The 13835-nt window shown below is 70.5% G+C and carries 14 protein-coding genes and 1 riboswitch; of the genes, 13 read left to right on the top strand and 1 reads right to left on the bottom strand.

Annotated features, from left to right (window positions below):
- On the bottom strand, positions 1–619 hold a 619-nt coding region (locus STRIP9103_RS41685), incomplete at its 3' end, for an ROK family transcriptional regulator (RefSeq protein WP_009339074.1).
- Positions 620–1000: 381 nt separating this feature from the next.
- On the opposite strand from STRIP9103_RS41685, the gene STRIP9103_RS41680 reads away from it, so the two are divergent.
- The 13 genes from STRIP9103_RS41680 to STRIP9103_RS41625 all read left to right on the top strand — a co-directional run bounded on the left by STRIP9103_RS41680 (position 1001) and on the right by STRIP9103_RS41625 (position 13821).
- The gene (locus tag STRIP9103_RS41680) at positions 1001–1972 is read left to right on the top strand and encodes a TauD/TfdA dioxygenase family protein (RefSeq protein ID WP_009339124.1); all 972 of its coding nucleotides are present in this window, start codon (positions 1001–1003) and stop codon (positions 1970–1972) included.
- Between the two features lie 564 nt (positions 1973–2536).
- Complete coding sequence (locus STRIP9103_RS41675; RefSeq protein ID WP_048821999.1) at positions 2537–3433, top strand: TauD/TfdA dioxygenase family protein; 897 nt, start codon at positions 2537–2539, stop codon at positions 3431–3433.
- Positions 3430–4338, top strand: a complete 909-nt coding sequence (locus STRIP9103_RS41670) for an ABC transporter permease (RefSeq protein ID WP_009339126.1) — start codon at positions 3430–3432, stop codon at positions 4336–4338. The genes STRIP9103_RS41675 and STRIP9103_RS41670 overlap by 4 nt, the downstream gene beginning before the upstream one ends.
- Positions 4335–5066, top strand: coding sequence for an ABC transporter ATP-binding protein (locus STRIP9103_RS41665; protein ID WP_009339070.1), 732 nt, complete (start codon positions 4335–4337; stop codon positions 5064–5066). The genes STRIP9103_RS41670 and STRIP9103_RS41665 overlap by 4 nt, the downstream gene beginning before the upstream one ends.
- 50 nt (positions 5067–5116) lie before the next feature.
- Positions 5117–6175: an aliphatic sulfonate ABC transporter substrate-binding protein gene (locus tag STRIP9103_RS41660; protein WP_009339097.1), complete on the top strand. Its 1059-nt coding sequence runs from the start codon at positions 5117–5119 to the stop codon at positions 6173–6175.
- On the top strand, positions 6172–7533 hold the full coding sequence (locus STRIP9103_RS41655) for an LLM class flavin-dependent oxidoreductase (RefSeq protein ID WP_009339132.1): 1362 nt from the start codon (positions 6172–6174) through the stop codon (positions 7531–7533). Before STRIP9103_RS41660 ends, STRIP9103_RS41655 begins: the two co-directional genes overlap by 4 nt.
- Positions 7534–7597: 64 nt before the next feature.
- Entirely contained in the window at positions 7598–7930 is a 333-nt protein-coding gene (locus tag STRIP9103_RS41650; protein ID WP_078614227.1) for an ATP-binding cassette domain-containing protein, read from the top strand.
- A gap of 295 nt (positions 7931–8225) precedes the next feature.
- Positions 8226–8334: riboswitch (SAM riboswitch) on the top strand.
- A 324-nt stretch (positions 8335–8658) separates the two neighbouring features.
- A complete protein-coding gene (locus tag STRIP9103_RS41645) occupies positions 8659–9639 on the top strand; it encodes an amino acid ABC transporter permease (RefSeq protein ID WP_009339089.1) in 981 nt (326 codons plus the stop codon).
- The gene (locus tag STRIP9103_RS41640) at positions 9636–10433 is read left to right on the top strand and encodes an amino acid ABC transporter ATP-binding protein (protein ID WP_009339108.1); all 798 of its coding nucleotides are present in this window, start codon (positions 9636–9638) and stop codon (positions 10431–10433) included. The genes STRIP9103_RS41645 and STRIP9103_RS41640 overlap by 4 nt, the downstream gene beginning before the upstream one ends.
- A gap of 62 nt (positions 10434–10495) precedes the next feature.
- Positions 10496–11524, top strand: coding sequence for a transporter substrate-binding domain-containing protein (locus STRIP9103_RS41635; protein ID WP_009339115.1), 1029 nt, complete (start codon positions 10496–10498; stop codon positions 11522–11524).
- Between the two features lie 89 nt (positions 11525–11613).
- Positions 11614–12411 (top strand): GNAT family N-acetyltransferase, encoded by a 798-nt coding sequence (locus STRIP9103_RS41630; protein WP_009339099.1) that lies wholly within the window; start codon positions 11614–11616, stop codon positions 12409–12411.
- Between the two features lie 2 nt (positions 12412–12413).
- Positions 12414–12548, top strand: a complete 135-nt coding sequence (locus STRIP9103_RS53690; protein ID WP_009339102.1) for a putative leader peptide — start codon at positions 12414–12416, stop codon at positions 12546–12548.
- 73 nt (positions 12549–12621) lie between these two features.
- On the top strand, positions 12622–13821 hold the full coding sequence (locus STRIP9103_RS41625) for an LLM class flavin-dependent oxidoreductase (protein ID WP_009339087.1): 1200 nt from the start codon (positions 12622–12624) through the stop codon (positions 13819–13821).
- Positions 13822–13835: the final 14 nt, after the last annotated feature.

Genomic DNA, 13835 nt, shown 5'->3' with positions numbered 1-13835 from the left:
ACCGGGCGACGGCGCGGGCGTGGTTGTCGACACGGACGGGCAGTCCGGTGTGCCGCCGCAGCTCCGCTCCGAGGGGCCGATGGTGCCAGCCGAGCGCGTCATGCCGTACGACGGTCGCCGTCGTCGGATCCACCCAGCCGCCGATCGCCGCGCCCACCCCCAGGACCCTGCGGCCGGCCGGTGCGTGCTCCGCGATGAACGCGGTCAGCCCCCGGCCGATGTGGTCCGCGAGCCCCGCGGCCGGTACGCCGTCGTAGCGGAAGTCGTGCCGTGCCAGGAGCGTGCCGCGCAGGTCCGTCAGCCCGAAAGCTGTGCGCGGCACTCCGATGTGCACCCCCGCGACCAGCGGCCCGGTCTCCTCCGTGTCGAGGTCGACCGGGATCTGCGGCCTGCCCACCCCGCTCGCCGCGACCAGGTGCGGCACCTCCCGCACCAGGCCGAGGCGGGCCAGGTCGGTGCACTGCCGGGAGACGGCCGCCGGGCTCAGCCCGGACAGCCGGGCGATGCCGCTGCGGGCGACCGGACCGTGGTCGAGCACGGCCCGCAGCACGGCAGCGGCGTTGGCCTCCCGGCGACCGTCGCCGGATGCGCGTGCACCCGGGGGAGTGGTGGTCGACATCGCGGTCCTTCCTGCTGCGCGCGGATGAGCGGATCCAACATGCCGTGCGACAGGGCCCTTTGGCGACCGGCAGTGGCCAGGGCCACGGCGGCTGTGACCGGTGTATTGCAGCCTCGTGAAACGGTTCCGGGAAACCTTGACCGGCTCGACCGCGTGTGCCCAAGCTCGTGGACATGACCGCGCCGCATCGTCTCGTTCCGCGGCTCCCCGCCGGCCTGGGGTGATACCACGTCCCGGCCGCGTGTCCGTGCCGCTGAATTCACGACGGCATCCCCGCTCTGCTTCCGCCCGGATTCACCCAGGCCTTCACCTGCGCGGATTTCCTTCCGCTCCGACAGCAACTAACAGAACCAGCAGCCACCCGGCGAAGGGACCCCCTCCATGACGTCCACCGCACCCGCCGCGCCCGCCCCGGAGAACACCACCCTCACCGTCGAGAAGATCGGCGGCCGGATCGGCGCCCTGATCACCGGCGTCCGCCTCGGCGGCGACCTCGACGAGGCCACCGTCGCCGCGATCCGCGCCGCGGCCCTGGAACACAAGGTCGTCTTCTTCCGCGACCAGCACCACCTCGACGCCGACAGCCACGAGGCGTTCGGCCGTCTGCTCGGCGAGCCCGTCGCCCACCCCACCGTGCCCTCCGTCGACGGCAAGTACGCCTTCGCCGTCGACAACGACCACGGCGGACGCGCCAACCAGTGGCACACCGACGTCACCTTCGTGCCCGCCTACCCCGCCTTCTCCATCCTGCGCGCCGAGGTCGTCCCGCCCTACGGCGGCAACACCCTGTGGGCCAACACGGCCGCCGCCCACGCCGGACTGCCCGAGCAACTGCGGGTGCTGGCCGAGAGCCTGCGCGCCGTGCACACCAACGACTACGACTACGCCGCCGTACGCCCTGACGCCCCGTCGGCCGAACTGAGCCGGTTCCGGAAGGTGTTCACCTCGACCAAGTTCGAGACCGAGCACCCCGTGGTGCGCGTCCACCCGGAGACCGGCGAACGGGTCCTGCTGCTCGGCAACTTCGTGCAGCGGCTCAGCGGGCTGCGCGGCACCGACTCGCGGGCCCTCATCAACCTCTTCCAGTCGCACATCGAACGCCCGGAGAACACCGTCCGCTGGCAGTGGCGCGCCGGTGACGTCGCCCTGTGGGACAACCGCGCCACCCAGCACTACGGCGTGGACGACTCCGACGACCACGAGCGCACCCTGCGCCGCGTCACCATCGACGGCGACGTGCCGGTGGGCGTCGACGGCCGCCGCTCGGTGCTGCTCACGCCCGAGTCCGTGCCGGAGCCGGCGTACGGGGTCGCCTCCGGAGCCTCCACCGACGGGGCGGTCGCCCAGGCCTGACCGGGGTTCGACCGGATCGCCCGCGAGGGCACGCAACCGGAACGGGCGATCACGCCCTGCCCGGTGTGTGCCCTCGTGTTCATTTTCCGCGCCGGGGGAGTGCCCGGCGGTTTCCCGCCGCGTGGACGTGTCCCGAAGAGGCGGAGAAGTTCTCCGTGTCCGCAATGCAAGACCTGTCCGGGAAGTTATTGACCAACGCGGTGGGCGTCTGCTGAACTCCCGTCCCATGAACCCGCGCGTGGACCTGACTCGGCGGCGCCACATCGATCTGGCGCACGTCTCCAGCGCGTTTTGTTGTCGCTGACTACGACGGCTGAGGCGGTGTAAGACCGCCCGCACTGCGATGCCTCCCCACGGGATCGTCGTATCCACCACCTGAGGACTCTCCGTCTCCTCTCCTTCCGGTATGAGCCGGGAGCCTGTTCACGCACGCCGACGCGGTCGCTGAGAAGGCGGCTGTAGCGGTCCTGCGACCACGCATTCTTCTCTCGAGGCCCGCCCAGCGTGGCCTTCCCTCATCCCCAGCACCCCTTGGTGTGCCCATCTGCCCGGGAGGGACCTCTCATGCCTGTGTCCATCCGTAAGCTCACCGGCCGCATCGGCGCGGTCGTCGAGGGCGTCGACCTCACGACGCCGCCCGGCCTCTCGACGGTCACGACGCTCCGGGACGCCCTCAACGAGCACAAGGCGATCGTGTTCGACGACGTGAACCTCGACAATGCCGGCCAGGAGCGTGTGGCCGGGTGGTTCGGTGAACTCACCACCGCCCATCCCAACGTGCCGGCCGCCGACGGCACGACGAACGTGCTCGCCGTCGACAGTGAGACGTCCAAGGCCAACGAGTGGCACACGGACGTCACCTTCGTGGTCAACCCGCCGCAGCTCACCACGCTCCGCTCCATCGTGACCACGCCCTACGGTGGCGAGACGCTCATCGCCAACGCCGCCGCGGCCTACCGCGACCTCCCCGAACCGCTGCGCGCCCTCGCGGACACGCTGCGCGTCGTGCACACCAACCAGTACGACTACGCGCGCCCCGCGGCCACCACCGCGCAGCGGCAGGAGTACGACCGCGTCTTCGTCTCCACGCCCTACGAGGCCGAGCACCCGGTGGTGCGGGTGCATCCGCTGACGGGCGAACGCGGCCTGTTCATCGGCGGGTTCGCCAAACGGATCGTCGGCCTGCCGAGCAGCGACTCGGCCGATCTGCTGCGCATCCTGCAGTCATACGTGACACGTCCGGAGAACATCCTGCGCTGGACCTGGTCCCCGAACCAGCTGCTGATCTTCGACAACCGGATCACCCAGCACTACGGGGTGGACAACTACGACGACCACCCGCGCCGCCTCAACCGGGTGACGGTCGCGGGAGAGGTGCCGACCGGTGTCGACGGCCGCCGCAGCGAGCAACTCGTCGGCGACGCCTCGCACTACAGCAGCGTACTGGCGGTGGCGGCATGACCGAGCTCAGCCTGAAGGCGCCTGCCGTCACCAAGGGCCCGGACGCCGAGGCCCCGGACGCCGGGACGACGGGCGCGCGGGAACGCGAGGTGTTCCTGCCGCGTGACGCCCGCCGCCGGACACCGTTCAGCACACTCCGCGAGCGCCTGCGCTGGCCGCTGGGCATCTACACGACCCCGGTCGCGATCCTCCTCGCCTGGGAGGCGCTCGCCCGGGCCGGAGTGGTGTCGAAGACCTACGCCCCCGCGCCGACGTCGATCGTGAAGTCCGCCGCCGATCTGTGGCAGCAGGGCGTCCTCGGCCCTGACTTGGCCATCTCGCTGCAGCGGGCCGGCATCGGCCTGGCGATCGGTCTGACGGTGGGCATCGTCAGCGGGGTGCTCGGCGGGCTGCTGCGCAGCGGTGAGTACCTGTTCAACGGCGTCGTGCAGATCCTCAACACGATCCCCCTGCTCGCCGTGCTGCCGCTGATGATCGTCTGGTTCGGCATCGACGAGCTCACCAAGGTGCTGCTGATCTCCTTCGGTGCCGGCGTCCCGATGTACCTCAACCTGTTCGCCGCGATCCGGGGCGTCGACCAGCGGCTCATCGAGATGGCGCGCACGACGGGCGCGGGAACCTGGCGTCTGGTGACGCGGGTGCTGGTGCCTGGAGCCCTGCCGGGGTTCCTGGTGGGCCTGCGGTTCTCGCTCGCGTACAGCGTCCTGGGGCTCGTCGCCGCCGAGACGGTCAACGCCGACAAGGGACTCGGCTTCCTCATCACTCAGGGGCAGACGTACCTCCAGACCAACCAGGTCTTCGTGGGGCTGGTGATCTACTCGCTCCTCGGTCTGCTCGCCGATCAGTTCGTCCGGGCTCTCGAGCGGGTGCTGCTGCGGTGGCGACCCAGTTATGAGGCGTCATGAGCAGCACCGTCGCGGCGGAACCCCGTCGGCAGACCGGGGTCGTCGTCGAGCAGGTGGTCCGTCGGTTCGGTGACCGGGTGGTGCTCGACCACCTCGACCTCACCATCGCCGACGAGGAGTTGGTGATCCTGCTCGGCCCCTTCGGCTGCGGCAAGAGCACCCTGCTGCGTCTGCTCGCCGGACTCGACCGGCCCGACGGCGGGCGCGTGGAGGTCCCGGCGCGGCGTGCGATCGTCTTCCAGGCCGACCGGCTGCTGCCGTGGCAGCGCGTCCTGCGCAACGTCACGCTCGGCCTGCACGGACCCGACGCGGAGCAGCGTGCCCGCGACGTGCTCGCCGAGGTCGGGCTCGCGGGCCGCGAGAAGGCATGGCCCAAGGAGCTCTCCGGCGGCGAGGCCCAGCGGGTGTCGCTCGCCCGCGCACTGGTCTCGGAGCCCGAACTCGTCCTGCTCGACGAGCCGTTCGCCGCCCTCGACGCCATCACACGGCTGCGCATGCACGACCTCGTACGCGCGCTGCGGACCAGGCACCACGCCGCCATGCTGCTCGTCACCCATGACGTCGACGAGGCGATCGCCCTGGCGGACCGCATCGTCGTCATGAGCAACGGCCGCATCGGCGCCTCGCACGAGGTGCGCCTGTCCGCCGCGGACCGCGAGGCGAGCGTCGCCCGCGAGGAACTGCGCGCGCGGCTCCTGGAAGACCTCGGCCTCGCGCGTCAGCACTGACTTCACCGAACACCGAACACCCTCGCCCAGCACAGAAAGCACGACAACCCATGCGAAAGAGAACAGCCAGACTCATCGGCGCCGTCGGCTCGCTCGCCCTGGCGGGCACCCTCGCAGCCTGCGGATCCTCGTCGGACGACACCTCCGCGCCGCTGAGCAACGTCGCCGACGCGAGCGACGCCGAGCACCCGGAGTGGAGCAAGTACACCTTCACCATCGGCGACAACGGCGGTGACGGCAGCCAGGAGCTGGCGAAGATCACCGGCGTGTTCGACAACGCGCCCTACAAGGTGAAGTTCGCCCGGTTCACCTACGGCCCGCCGCTCGTGCAGGCCGCCGCCTCGGGCGACATCGACCTCGGCAGCGTCGGCGACGTACCGCCGATCACCGGCGCCGCGAAGGAGTACGGCTTCAAGATCGTCGCCGTCAACCGCTCGCTCACGCCCGACCAGGCCGTGGAGAACATCATCGTGCCGAAGGGCTCGAAGCTGAGGACGGCCGCCGACCTCAAGGGCAAGAAGATCGCTGTCCCGCAGGGCAGTTCGGCCCACGGTCTGGCCCTGAACGCGCTGAAGAGCGTCGGTCTCACCCCCAAGGACGTGAAGCTGGTCTTCCTCGACCCGGCGGCCGGCGCCACGGCGTTCAACACCGGCAAGGTGGACGCCTGGTCGATCTGGAACCCACAGTCGGCGATCGCCGTCAAGAACGGCGCGCGGATCCTGGTGAAGGGGCTGCCGCCGATCGACCAGACGAGCAGCTACTACGTCGCCAGTGACACGTCGCTGAAGGACAAGACCAAGCGCGCGGCTCTCACGGACGTCCTGAAGAGGCTGTCGCGCGAGTTCGCCTGGGCGGTGAAGAACCCCGACCAGTACGCGCAGGCGCTCTCCAAGGAGCAGGGCATCCCGCTGGCCGACGCCAAGGCGTCCCTGGCCGCCTACTCGAACCGGGTGACTCCGGTGGAGCAGTCGGACATCGAACTGGAGCAGAAGCTCGCCGACGCCTTCCTGGAGGCCGGCCAGATCACCAAGAAGGTCGACGTCAAGTCGATCACCGACAACCTCCTGCCGGCCGGTTACGACAGTTCCAAGCTGAAGGTGACCTCATGAGCGAGAGACGGCGGCTCCACCTCAACGCCTTCCTCATGGAAGCGGGTCACCACGAGGCGGCGTGGCGGCTCCCGCACAGCAATCCCCGGGCCGACTTCGACCTGCGTCACTGGATCGAGCTGGCCCGACTGGCCGAGAGCGCCAAGTTCGACTCGCTGTTCCTCGCGGACGGCCCGGCCCTCATCGGCACCGGCGAGTTCCGGCCCCCGGGCCAGCTGGAGCCGCTGACGCTGCTGACCGCGCTGTCCCAGGCGACCAGCAGGATCGGCCTCATCGCCACCGTGTCGTCGACGTACAACGAGCCGTACAACCTCGCCCGCCGGCTCGCCTCGGTCGACCACGTCAGCGGCGGTCGCGCCGGCTGGAACATCGTCACCTCGGCCGGGGCCGACGAGGCGGCCAACTTCGGCCTCGACGACCGCCCAGGCCACGCCGAACTCCCCCACTCTCGAATTCGCTCGAGCGGGGGGACCCCCATCGCCCGCGCCGACGAGTTCCTGAAGGTCGCCAAGGCGCTGTGGGACAGCTGGGAGTCCGAGGCCGTCGTCGCGGACCGGACCACCGGACGTTACGCCGACCCCGCGCGCCTGCACCGGCTCGACCACCAGGGCAGGTACTTCAAGGTGGCCGGACCGCTCAACGTCGAGCGCCCGCCGCAGGGCTACCCGCTGCTCGTCCAGGCCGGCTCCTCCGAGGACGGCAAGGACTTCGCGGCCCGCCACGCCGAGGCGATCTTCACCGCTCACACGACCTACGAGCGTGCCGCCGCCTTCTACGCCGACATCAAGGCACGGACCAGAGCGGCCGGGCGCGACCCGGGCGGCGTCATCGTCCTGCCGGGCATCGTCCCCTACATCGGGTCGACCGAGGAGGAGGCCCGGGCGCTCGCGCGGCAGTTCGACGAGCTGCGCGTCCCGGAGTACGGGCTGCGCCAGCTGGCCGCCGTGTTCGAGACCGAGCCGTCGGTCTTCCAACTCGACGAGCCCCTGCCGGACTTCATTCTCGCCCGGCCGAAGCTGGAGGGCTCGCAGAGCCGTTCCGACCTGATCATCGATCTCGCGGTGCGCGAGCAGCTGACGGTCCGGCAGGTCATCTCCCGGCTCGGGGGCGGACGCGGCCACTTCGAGTTCGTCGGCACGCCCGAGCAGGTGGCGGACACGATCATCGCCTGGTTCGAGGGCGGTGCGGCAGACGGGTTCAACATCATGGCCCCCGCCCTGCCGTCGGGCCTGGCGGCCTTCGTCGAGCACGTGCTGCCGATCCTGCGCGGCAAGGGCCTGTTCCGCGAGGAGTACGAGGGCACGACGCTGCGCGAGCACTACGGGCTTCCGCTTCCCAGGAACCAGTTCCATGACTGACCCGCTTTCCGGGCCTGATCCGCTTCCCACGGCCGGCTCGCTTCCCACGGCCGGCCCGCTTCCCATGGCTGACCTGCTCGCGACTCCCGCCGCATCCACTTCCCGGAGCGGCGGGAGTCCGCCCGCGCTGCGAGTCGAGGGCCTGCGCAAGACGTACGAGGACGGCTTCACCGCGGTGACCGGGCTCGAACCGGAGACACCCGACGGCGCGTTCTTCGTGCTGCTCGGCCCGAACGGCGCCGGGAAGACCACGCTGACCGGCTCGGTGTGCGACATCGTCCGCCCCACCGCCGGCACCCTCCCCGTCTTCGACCACGACCACCGCAGCCCTCAGGCCCGCAGGCTCCGCGCCGACGGCGTCCCCTGGAACGCCGTGCCGTCCGGCGTGTACGGGTGAGCCCTGCTCCCAGGGTCCTGTCGTCCAATTCCCGCCTCCCCGGCGGGGTCTGGCACGCACGCCGGGCCCACCCTCCGGGCGGACAACGGCACTTCGACCACAGGACCCAGCCCGACGTCTCTTCCGCCGCGCGTACGTCCGTGCCCGCTTTCGGGGAGAGCTCGGCGGCATCGGAACGCCGTCACCACGCGCGCTGCCATGGCCCGGAGGCCGTACATGCGGCCCGTTGGCCGTTCCACCTGGCGGACTGGCGTTGACATTCGTTCGGGCAATTGTCTTAACTGAGCTCCAGAACGGTCATGAGTGTCAGTGACAAGCCCTGGCTGGCTGACCGGCAACCCTCGCACCGCGGTGGGGTGCCCCAGGTGACGACCGGACCGACGACGTCTCGGTAAGCGCGAGGCCCACAGGGCCGGAACAGTGACGGTGACGCCATGTACGCAGCTCCCAGGACGGCCGCACGCCGCTCCCAGGGCTGCGTACGGTCGTACCGGAATCTGCTGGTGGCGGATCGCGCCGTCGATCTGCTCCGCGTGAACAGCGCACTGTGTACCGCACCGGGCTGTGCCCGCTGTCGGGGCTGACACCTCCCCGCAGCCCCCGCACTCCCTGACGAACACCGCCCGCGCGGTGTGCCGTTCTCCTCCCCACCCCCGGTGCCTCGCCGTTGTGTGCGCCCGCGCATGCCGCCGCGCTTCCGGGGTGTACCCACCCAGCCGGAGCCCACCATGAGTGAACCCCCTGGTGCCACCGTCACCCTCCCCGAGGTGCCGACCGCCGACGAATCGTCGGAAGCCCTCACCGCCCAGCGAGTTCTGCCGCTGAGACGGCCAGGACGCTGGATCGCCACCGCGGTCGTCCTGGTCCTGGTCGCCCAGTTCGTGCACGGGCTGGTCTCCAACCCCTTCTACCAGTGGGACCGCTGGAGCTACTGGTTCCTGCGCCCCACCATCCTCGACGGCCTGCTGATCACCCTCGAAGTCACCGCCTACAGCGCGGTGCTGGGACTCCTCGGCGGCATCGTGCTCGCGCTGGCCCGGCTTTCGAGGAGCCCGGTGCTGCGCGCGATCAGCTGGATCTACGTCTGGGCGCTGCGCTCCATCCCGCTCATCGTGGTGCTGATCTTCCTCTACAACTTCAGTGCCCTGTACAAGACTCTGAGCATCGGCATTCCCTTCGGCCCGGCCTTCTTCACCTTCGACGAGTCCCGGCTCGCCACCGACATGGTCGTCGCCGTGATCGGCCTCAGCCTCAACGAGGCCGCCTACGCGGCCGAGGTGGTCCGCGGCGGCATCCTCTCCGTCGACCAGGGCCAGCACGAGGCGGCTGCGGCGCTCGGCCTGCCCAAGGGCTACCAGTTCCGGAAGATCGTCTTTCCGCAGGCGCTGCGCTCGATCGTCCCGAACTACGTCAACCAGCTCATCGGCCTGATCAAGGGCACCTCGCTGGTCTTCTACGTCTCTCTGCTCGACCTGTCCGGCTCCGCGCAGACCATGGGCTCCACCTACCCCGGCGACATCGTGCCGCTGCTGCTGGTCGTCACGGTCTGGTACCTGGTCCTGACCAGCGTCGTCTCCGTCATCCAGTTCTACGTCGAGCGGCACTACGCCCGCGGCGCCACCCGCAGCCTGCCGCCGACGCCGCTGCAGAAGCTCCGCACCGGTCTCACCGACCTGCGGGCCCGCATCCGCCGGGAGGCCGCCGTATGACCGCCACCACGCTCGAAGCCCTGGCGGACGTCGAGGCCGCCGCCGTCGAGGTACACGACGTGCACAAGTGGTACGGCACCCACCGGGTACTGGACGGCATCGACCTGACCGTCCGTCCCGGCGAGGTCACCGTCATCCTCGGCCCCTCCGGCTCCGGCAAGTCCACCCTGCTGCGGGTCATCAACCACCTGGAGAAGCCCGAGATCGGCTACGTCAGCATCAACGGCGAGCCGATCGGCGTGAAGAGGCAGGGCGATCGGCTGAAGGAGCTGAGCGAGCGGGCCATCCTCACCCAGCGCGGCCGGATCGGCTTCGTCTTCCAGAACTTCAACCTCTTCCCGCACCTGACCGTCCTGGACAACGTGGCCGCCGCCCCGGTCGCCACCGGTCGGCTCGGCAAGCCCGAAGCCCAAGAGCTCGCCCGCGAGTTGCTCGGCCGGGTCGGCCTCGCCGACAAGACCGGCGCCTACCCGAGCCAGCTCTCCGGCGGCCAGCAGCAGCGCGTCGCCATCGCCCGCGCCCTCGCCCTGTGCCCCGGCGTCATCCTCTTCGACGAACCCACCTCCGCCCTGGACCCCGAACTCGTCGGCGAAGTCCTCGCCGTCATCAAGGACCTGGCGACCAGCGGTACCACCCTCGTCATCGTCACCCACGAGATCGGCTTCGCCCGCGAGAGCGCCGACCGGGTCGTCTTCATCGACGGCGGCAAGATCATCGAGCAGGGCCCGCCCTCCGAGGTCCTCGACAAGCCCCGGCACGAGCGGACCAGGGACTTCCTCAGCAAGGTCCTCTGACCCGCCGCACCCCGTGACTCCCCTACGCCACCCTCATCACCTTCCAGCGACAAGGAACGGCCATGTCCACCCACCTCACCCGACGCAGCCTGATACGCGGCATCACCGCGGCGACCGCCGTCGCCTCCCTGGCCACCGGGCTCGCCGCCTGCGGTGGCGACAGCGACGCGGCCACCTCCCCCGACACCGCCGCCAAGTCCGGCGAGGTCGTCATCGGCCAGGTCTCCAACGGCGCCGCACAGCAGACCACCATCAAGGTCTCCGAGGTCAAGTCCATCAGCGCCGAACTGCCCGCCGCCGTCAAGAAGAGCGGCAAGCTGGAGATCGGCATCGGCGCCCTGCCGGCCGGATTCCCGCCGCTGGCCTTCGTGGGCAGCGACCAGAAGACCCTGACCGGTGCGGAGCCCGACTTCGGCCGCCTGGTCGCCGCGGTCCTCGGCCTCAAGCCCGAGGTGAAGAACTCCACGTGGGAGAACCGCTTCGTCGGCATCGACAGCGGCAAGGTCGACGTGGCCTTCTCCAACGTCACCGACACCGAGGAGCGCAAGAAGAAGTACGAGTTCGCCTCCTACCAGCAGGACAACCTCGCCTTCACCGTGCCGAAGAAGAGCACCTGGAACTTCGACGGCACCTACAAGAACCTCGCCGGCAAGACCGTGTCCGTCGGTTCCGGCACCAACCAGGAGAAGATCCTCCTGGAGTGGAAGGCCAAGCTGGCCAAGGAGGGCAAGAAGCTCACCGTCAAGTACTTCCAGGACAGCAACAGCGTCTACCTGGCCCTGTCCAGCGGCAAGATCGACGCGTACTTCGGCCCCAACCCCGGCATCGCCTACCACAACCGCCAGGTCGCGAACACGCCCAACGCCACCCGCACCGCCGGCACCTACTCGGGCGCCGGCGCGAGCCTGCAGGGCCTGATCGCGGCCACCGCGAAGAAGGACAGCGGCCTCGCCAAGCCGCTCGCCGACGCCATCAATTACCTGATCAAGAACGGTCAGTACGCCAAGTGGCTCAAGGCCTACGACCTTTCCAACGAGGCCGTCGCCAAGTCCGAGGTCAACCCGCCCGGACTGCCGCTCGACAACTCCTGACCATCGTGTGCCGGGGAGTCCACCGCCGCCCCGCGGTGGAGTCCCCGCGCGCCGGACACCCCGAGCCGCACCCCGGAGACCACCACGCCATGTCCGTCACCACCCTCGACGCCAGCTCCTCGCACGTCCTGGACAACCCCGCCTGGGCCGCGCTCACCGGCCCCCACGCCCTCCCCCATAGCCTTAAGGGCATGGGCGGTACCCCCATCGCCCAACGAATCGGCCACGCCGCCCGCTACCACCAGGACATGGCCCCCTTCCACGCCGTCTCCGACGAGGACGACCCGCGCGCCTGGGCCGACCTCGCCGCGCTCGTCGGTCCCGGCGGCACCGCCTCGGTGCGGGGCGTCGCCGAGGCGCCCGAGGGCTGGGAGGTCGTGCGCACCGGACATGGCGTCCAGCTCGTGGACACCTCCCTGCGTGCCGAACCCGACCCCGAGGCCGTACGGCTCGGTCCCGACGACGTGCCCGAGATCCTGGACCTGGTCGCCCGCACCGAGCCGGGCCCCTATCTGCCCCGCACCGTCGAGATGGGCACCTACCTCGGCATCCGCCACCGCGGCCGGCTGATCGCCCTGGCCGGCGAGCGAAGCGAGATGGGGGTCCCCCCGGCCGAAGGCTGGGGGAGGCTGCACCCGCCCGGCTGGACGGAGATCAGCGCCGTGTGCACCGACCCCGACCACCGTGGCCGGGGCCTGGCCACCCGTTTGGTCCGCGCGGTCGCCGCCGGCATCAAGGAGCGCGGCGAACGCCCCTTCCTGCATGCCGCGGCCACGAACGCGAACGCGATCCGGCTGTACGAGTCGATCGGCTTCACCCTGCGCACTCGTACGGTCTTCGCACTCGTACGGCCGACCGGAGCCGCCTTCCTGGAAGAAACGGCATAGCAATGCCGTTGGCCTTGTCGAAGGCGCCCGATCGGACGGAGGTGGGACCGGTGACACGAGTCCGCCGTGCCGTCCGCCTCCACACCCGGCCCCACATCGACCTCCAGCGCGTGGCCGGCGCCCTCTGTTGCTCCTGACCCGTTTCACACCGCCTGACGCCCACTTCCGCGGCGTGGCGATCTCGTACGGACCTCCAGGAAAGGCACCCCCGTGTCCTCAACTCCCGCTTCTCACCTGCACCTTGCCGTCGCCCTCGACGGCACCGGCTGGCACCCCGCATCCTGGCGCGAGCAAGTGGCCCGCCCCCGGGACCTGTTCGCCGCCGGCTACTGGGCCGACCTGGTCGCCGAGGCCGAGCGCGGGCTGCTCGACTTCGTCACCTTCGAGGACGGCCTCGGCCTGCAGTCCTCCCACTTCCTCGACCCCGACGGCCGCACCGACCAGGTCCGCGGCCGGCTGGACGCGGTGCTCGTCGCCGCGCGCATCGCCCCCCTCAGCCGCCACATAGGCCTGGTCCCGACCACGGTGGCCACCCACACGGAGCCGTTCCACATCTCCAAGGCCATCGCCACCCTGGACTACGTGAGCACCGGCCGGGCGGGTCTCAGGGTGCAGATCACCGCGCGCCCGAACGAGGCCGAGCACTTCGGCCGCCGCACGATCCCGCGCATCGACGGGTACGACGACCCCGTGGTCACCGACCTCTTCGACGAGGCCGCCGACTACGTCGAGGTCGTGCGCAGGCTCTGGGACAGCTGGGAGGACGACGCGGAGATCCGGGACGTCGCCACCGGCCGCTTCATCGACCGGGACAAGCTGCACTACATCGACTTCGAGGGCAGGCACTTCAGCGTCAAGGGCCCCTCCATCACCCCGCGCCCTCCGCAGGGCCAGCCACTGGTCACCGCCCTCGCCCACCAGACCGTCCCGTACCGGCTGGTGGCCCGGCAGGCCGACGTCGGTTACGTCACGCCGCACGACGCCGAGCACGCCCGGGCGATCGTCGCCGAGGTCCGCGCCGAGCAGGAGGCGGCCGGGCGCTCCGGTGAACTCCTGCACGTCTTCGGCGACTTGGTGGTCTTCCTCGACGACGACCAGGCCACCGCGGAGGACCGCCGCGCACGCCTGGACGCCCTCGCGGGGGAGCCGTACACCAGCGACGCGCGGATCTTCGCCGGTACGCCCGCCCAACTCGCTGACCTGCTCCAGGAGTTGGCGGCGGAAGGCCTGAGTGGCTTCCGGCTGCGACCCGCCGTCGCCGGACACGACCTGCCCGCCATCACCCAGGGCCTGGTCCCCGAGCTCCAGCGCCGGGGCGCCTTCCGCACCGCCTACGAAGCCGACACCCTGCGCGGCCTGCTGGGCCTTGCCCGCCCCGCCAACCGCTACGCCGCAGCCGCCACCGCCTGAGCCGGAAGGACCGC

The sequence above is a fragment of the Streptomyces ipomoeae 91-03 genome, from assembly GCF_000317595.1.
Classification (GTDB): Bacteria; Actinomycetota; Actinomycetes; order Streptomycetales; family Streptomycetaceae; genus Streptomyces; species Streptomyces ipomoeae.
This window is presented reverse-complemented; position numbering and strand designations above follow the sequence as displayed.

What these genes read in the sequence shown, in the direction of transcription:
- STRIP9103_RS41680 (WP_009339124.1), top strand. Translation starts at nt 1,001, where the DNA reads ATGACGTCCACCGCACCCGCCGCGCCCGCCCCGGAGAACACCACCCTC.
- STRIP9103_RS41675 (WP_048821999.1), top strand. Translation starts at nt 2,537, where the DNA reads ATGCCTGTGTCCATCCGTAAGCTCACCGGCCGCATCGGCGCGGTCGTC.
- STRIP9103_RS41670 (WP_009339126.1), top strand. Translation starts at nt 3,430, where the DNA reads ATGACCGAGCTCAGCCTGAAGGCGCCTGCCGTCACCAAGGGCCCGGAC.
- STRIP9103_RS41665 (WP_009339070.1), top strand. Translation starts at nt 4,335, where the DNA reads ATGAGCAGCACCGTCGCGGCGGAACCCCGTCGGCAGACCGGGGTCGTC.
- STRIP9103_RS41660 (WP_009339097.1), top strand. Translation starts at nt 5,117, where the DNA reads ATGCGAAAGAGAACAGCCAGACTCATCGGCGCCGTCGGCTCGCTCGCC.
- STRIP9103_RS41655 (WP_009339132.1), top strand. Translation starts at nt 6,172, where the DNA reads ATGAGCGAGAGACGGCGGCTCCACCTCAACGCCTTCCTCATGGAAGCG.
- STRIP9103_RS41650 (WP_078614227.1), top strand. Translation starts at nt 7,598, where the DNA reads ATGGCTGACCTGCTCGCGACTCCCGCCGCATCCACTTCCCGGAGCGGC.
- STRIP9103_RS41645 (WP_009339089.1), top strand. Translation starts at nt 8,659, where the DNA reads ATGAGTGAACCCCCTGGTGCCACCGTCACCCTCCCCGAGGTGCCGACC.
- STRIP9103_RS41640 (WP_009339108.1), top strand. Translation starts at nt 9,636, where the DNA reads ATGACCGCCACCACGCTCGAAGCCCTGGCGGACGTCGAGGCCGCCGCC.
- STRIP9103_RS41635 (WP_009339115.1), top strand. Translation starts at nt 10,496, where the DNA reads ATGTCCACCCACCTCACCCGACGCAGCCTGATACGCGGCATCACCGCG.
- STRIP9103_RS41630 (WP_009339099.1), top strand. Translation starts at nt 11,614, where the DNA reads ATGTCCGTCACCACCCTCGACGCCAGCTCCTCGCACGTCCTGGACAAC.
- STRIP9103_RS53690 (WP_009339102.1), top strand. Translation starts at nt 12,414, where the DNA reads ATGCCGTTGGCCTTGTCGAAGGCGCCCGATCGGACGGAGGTGGGACCG.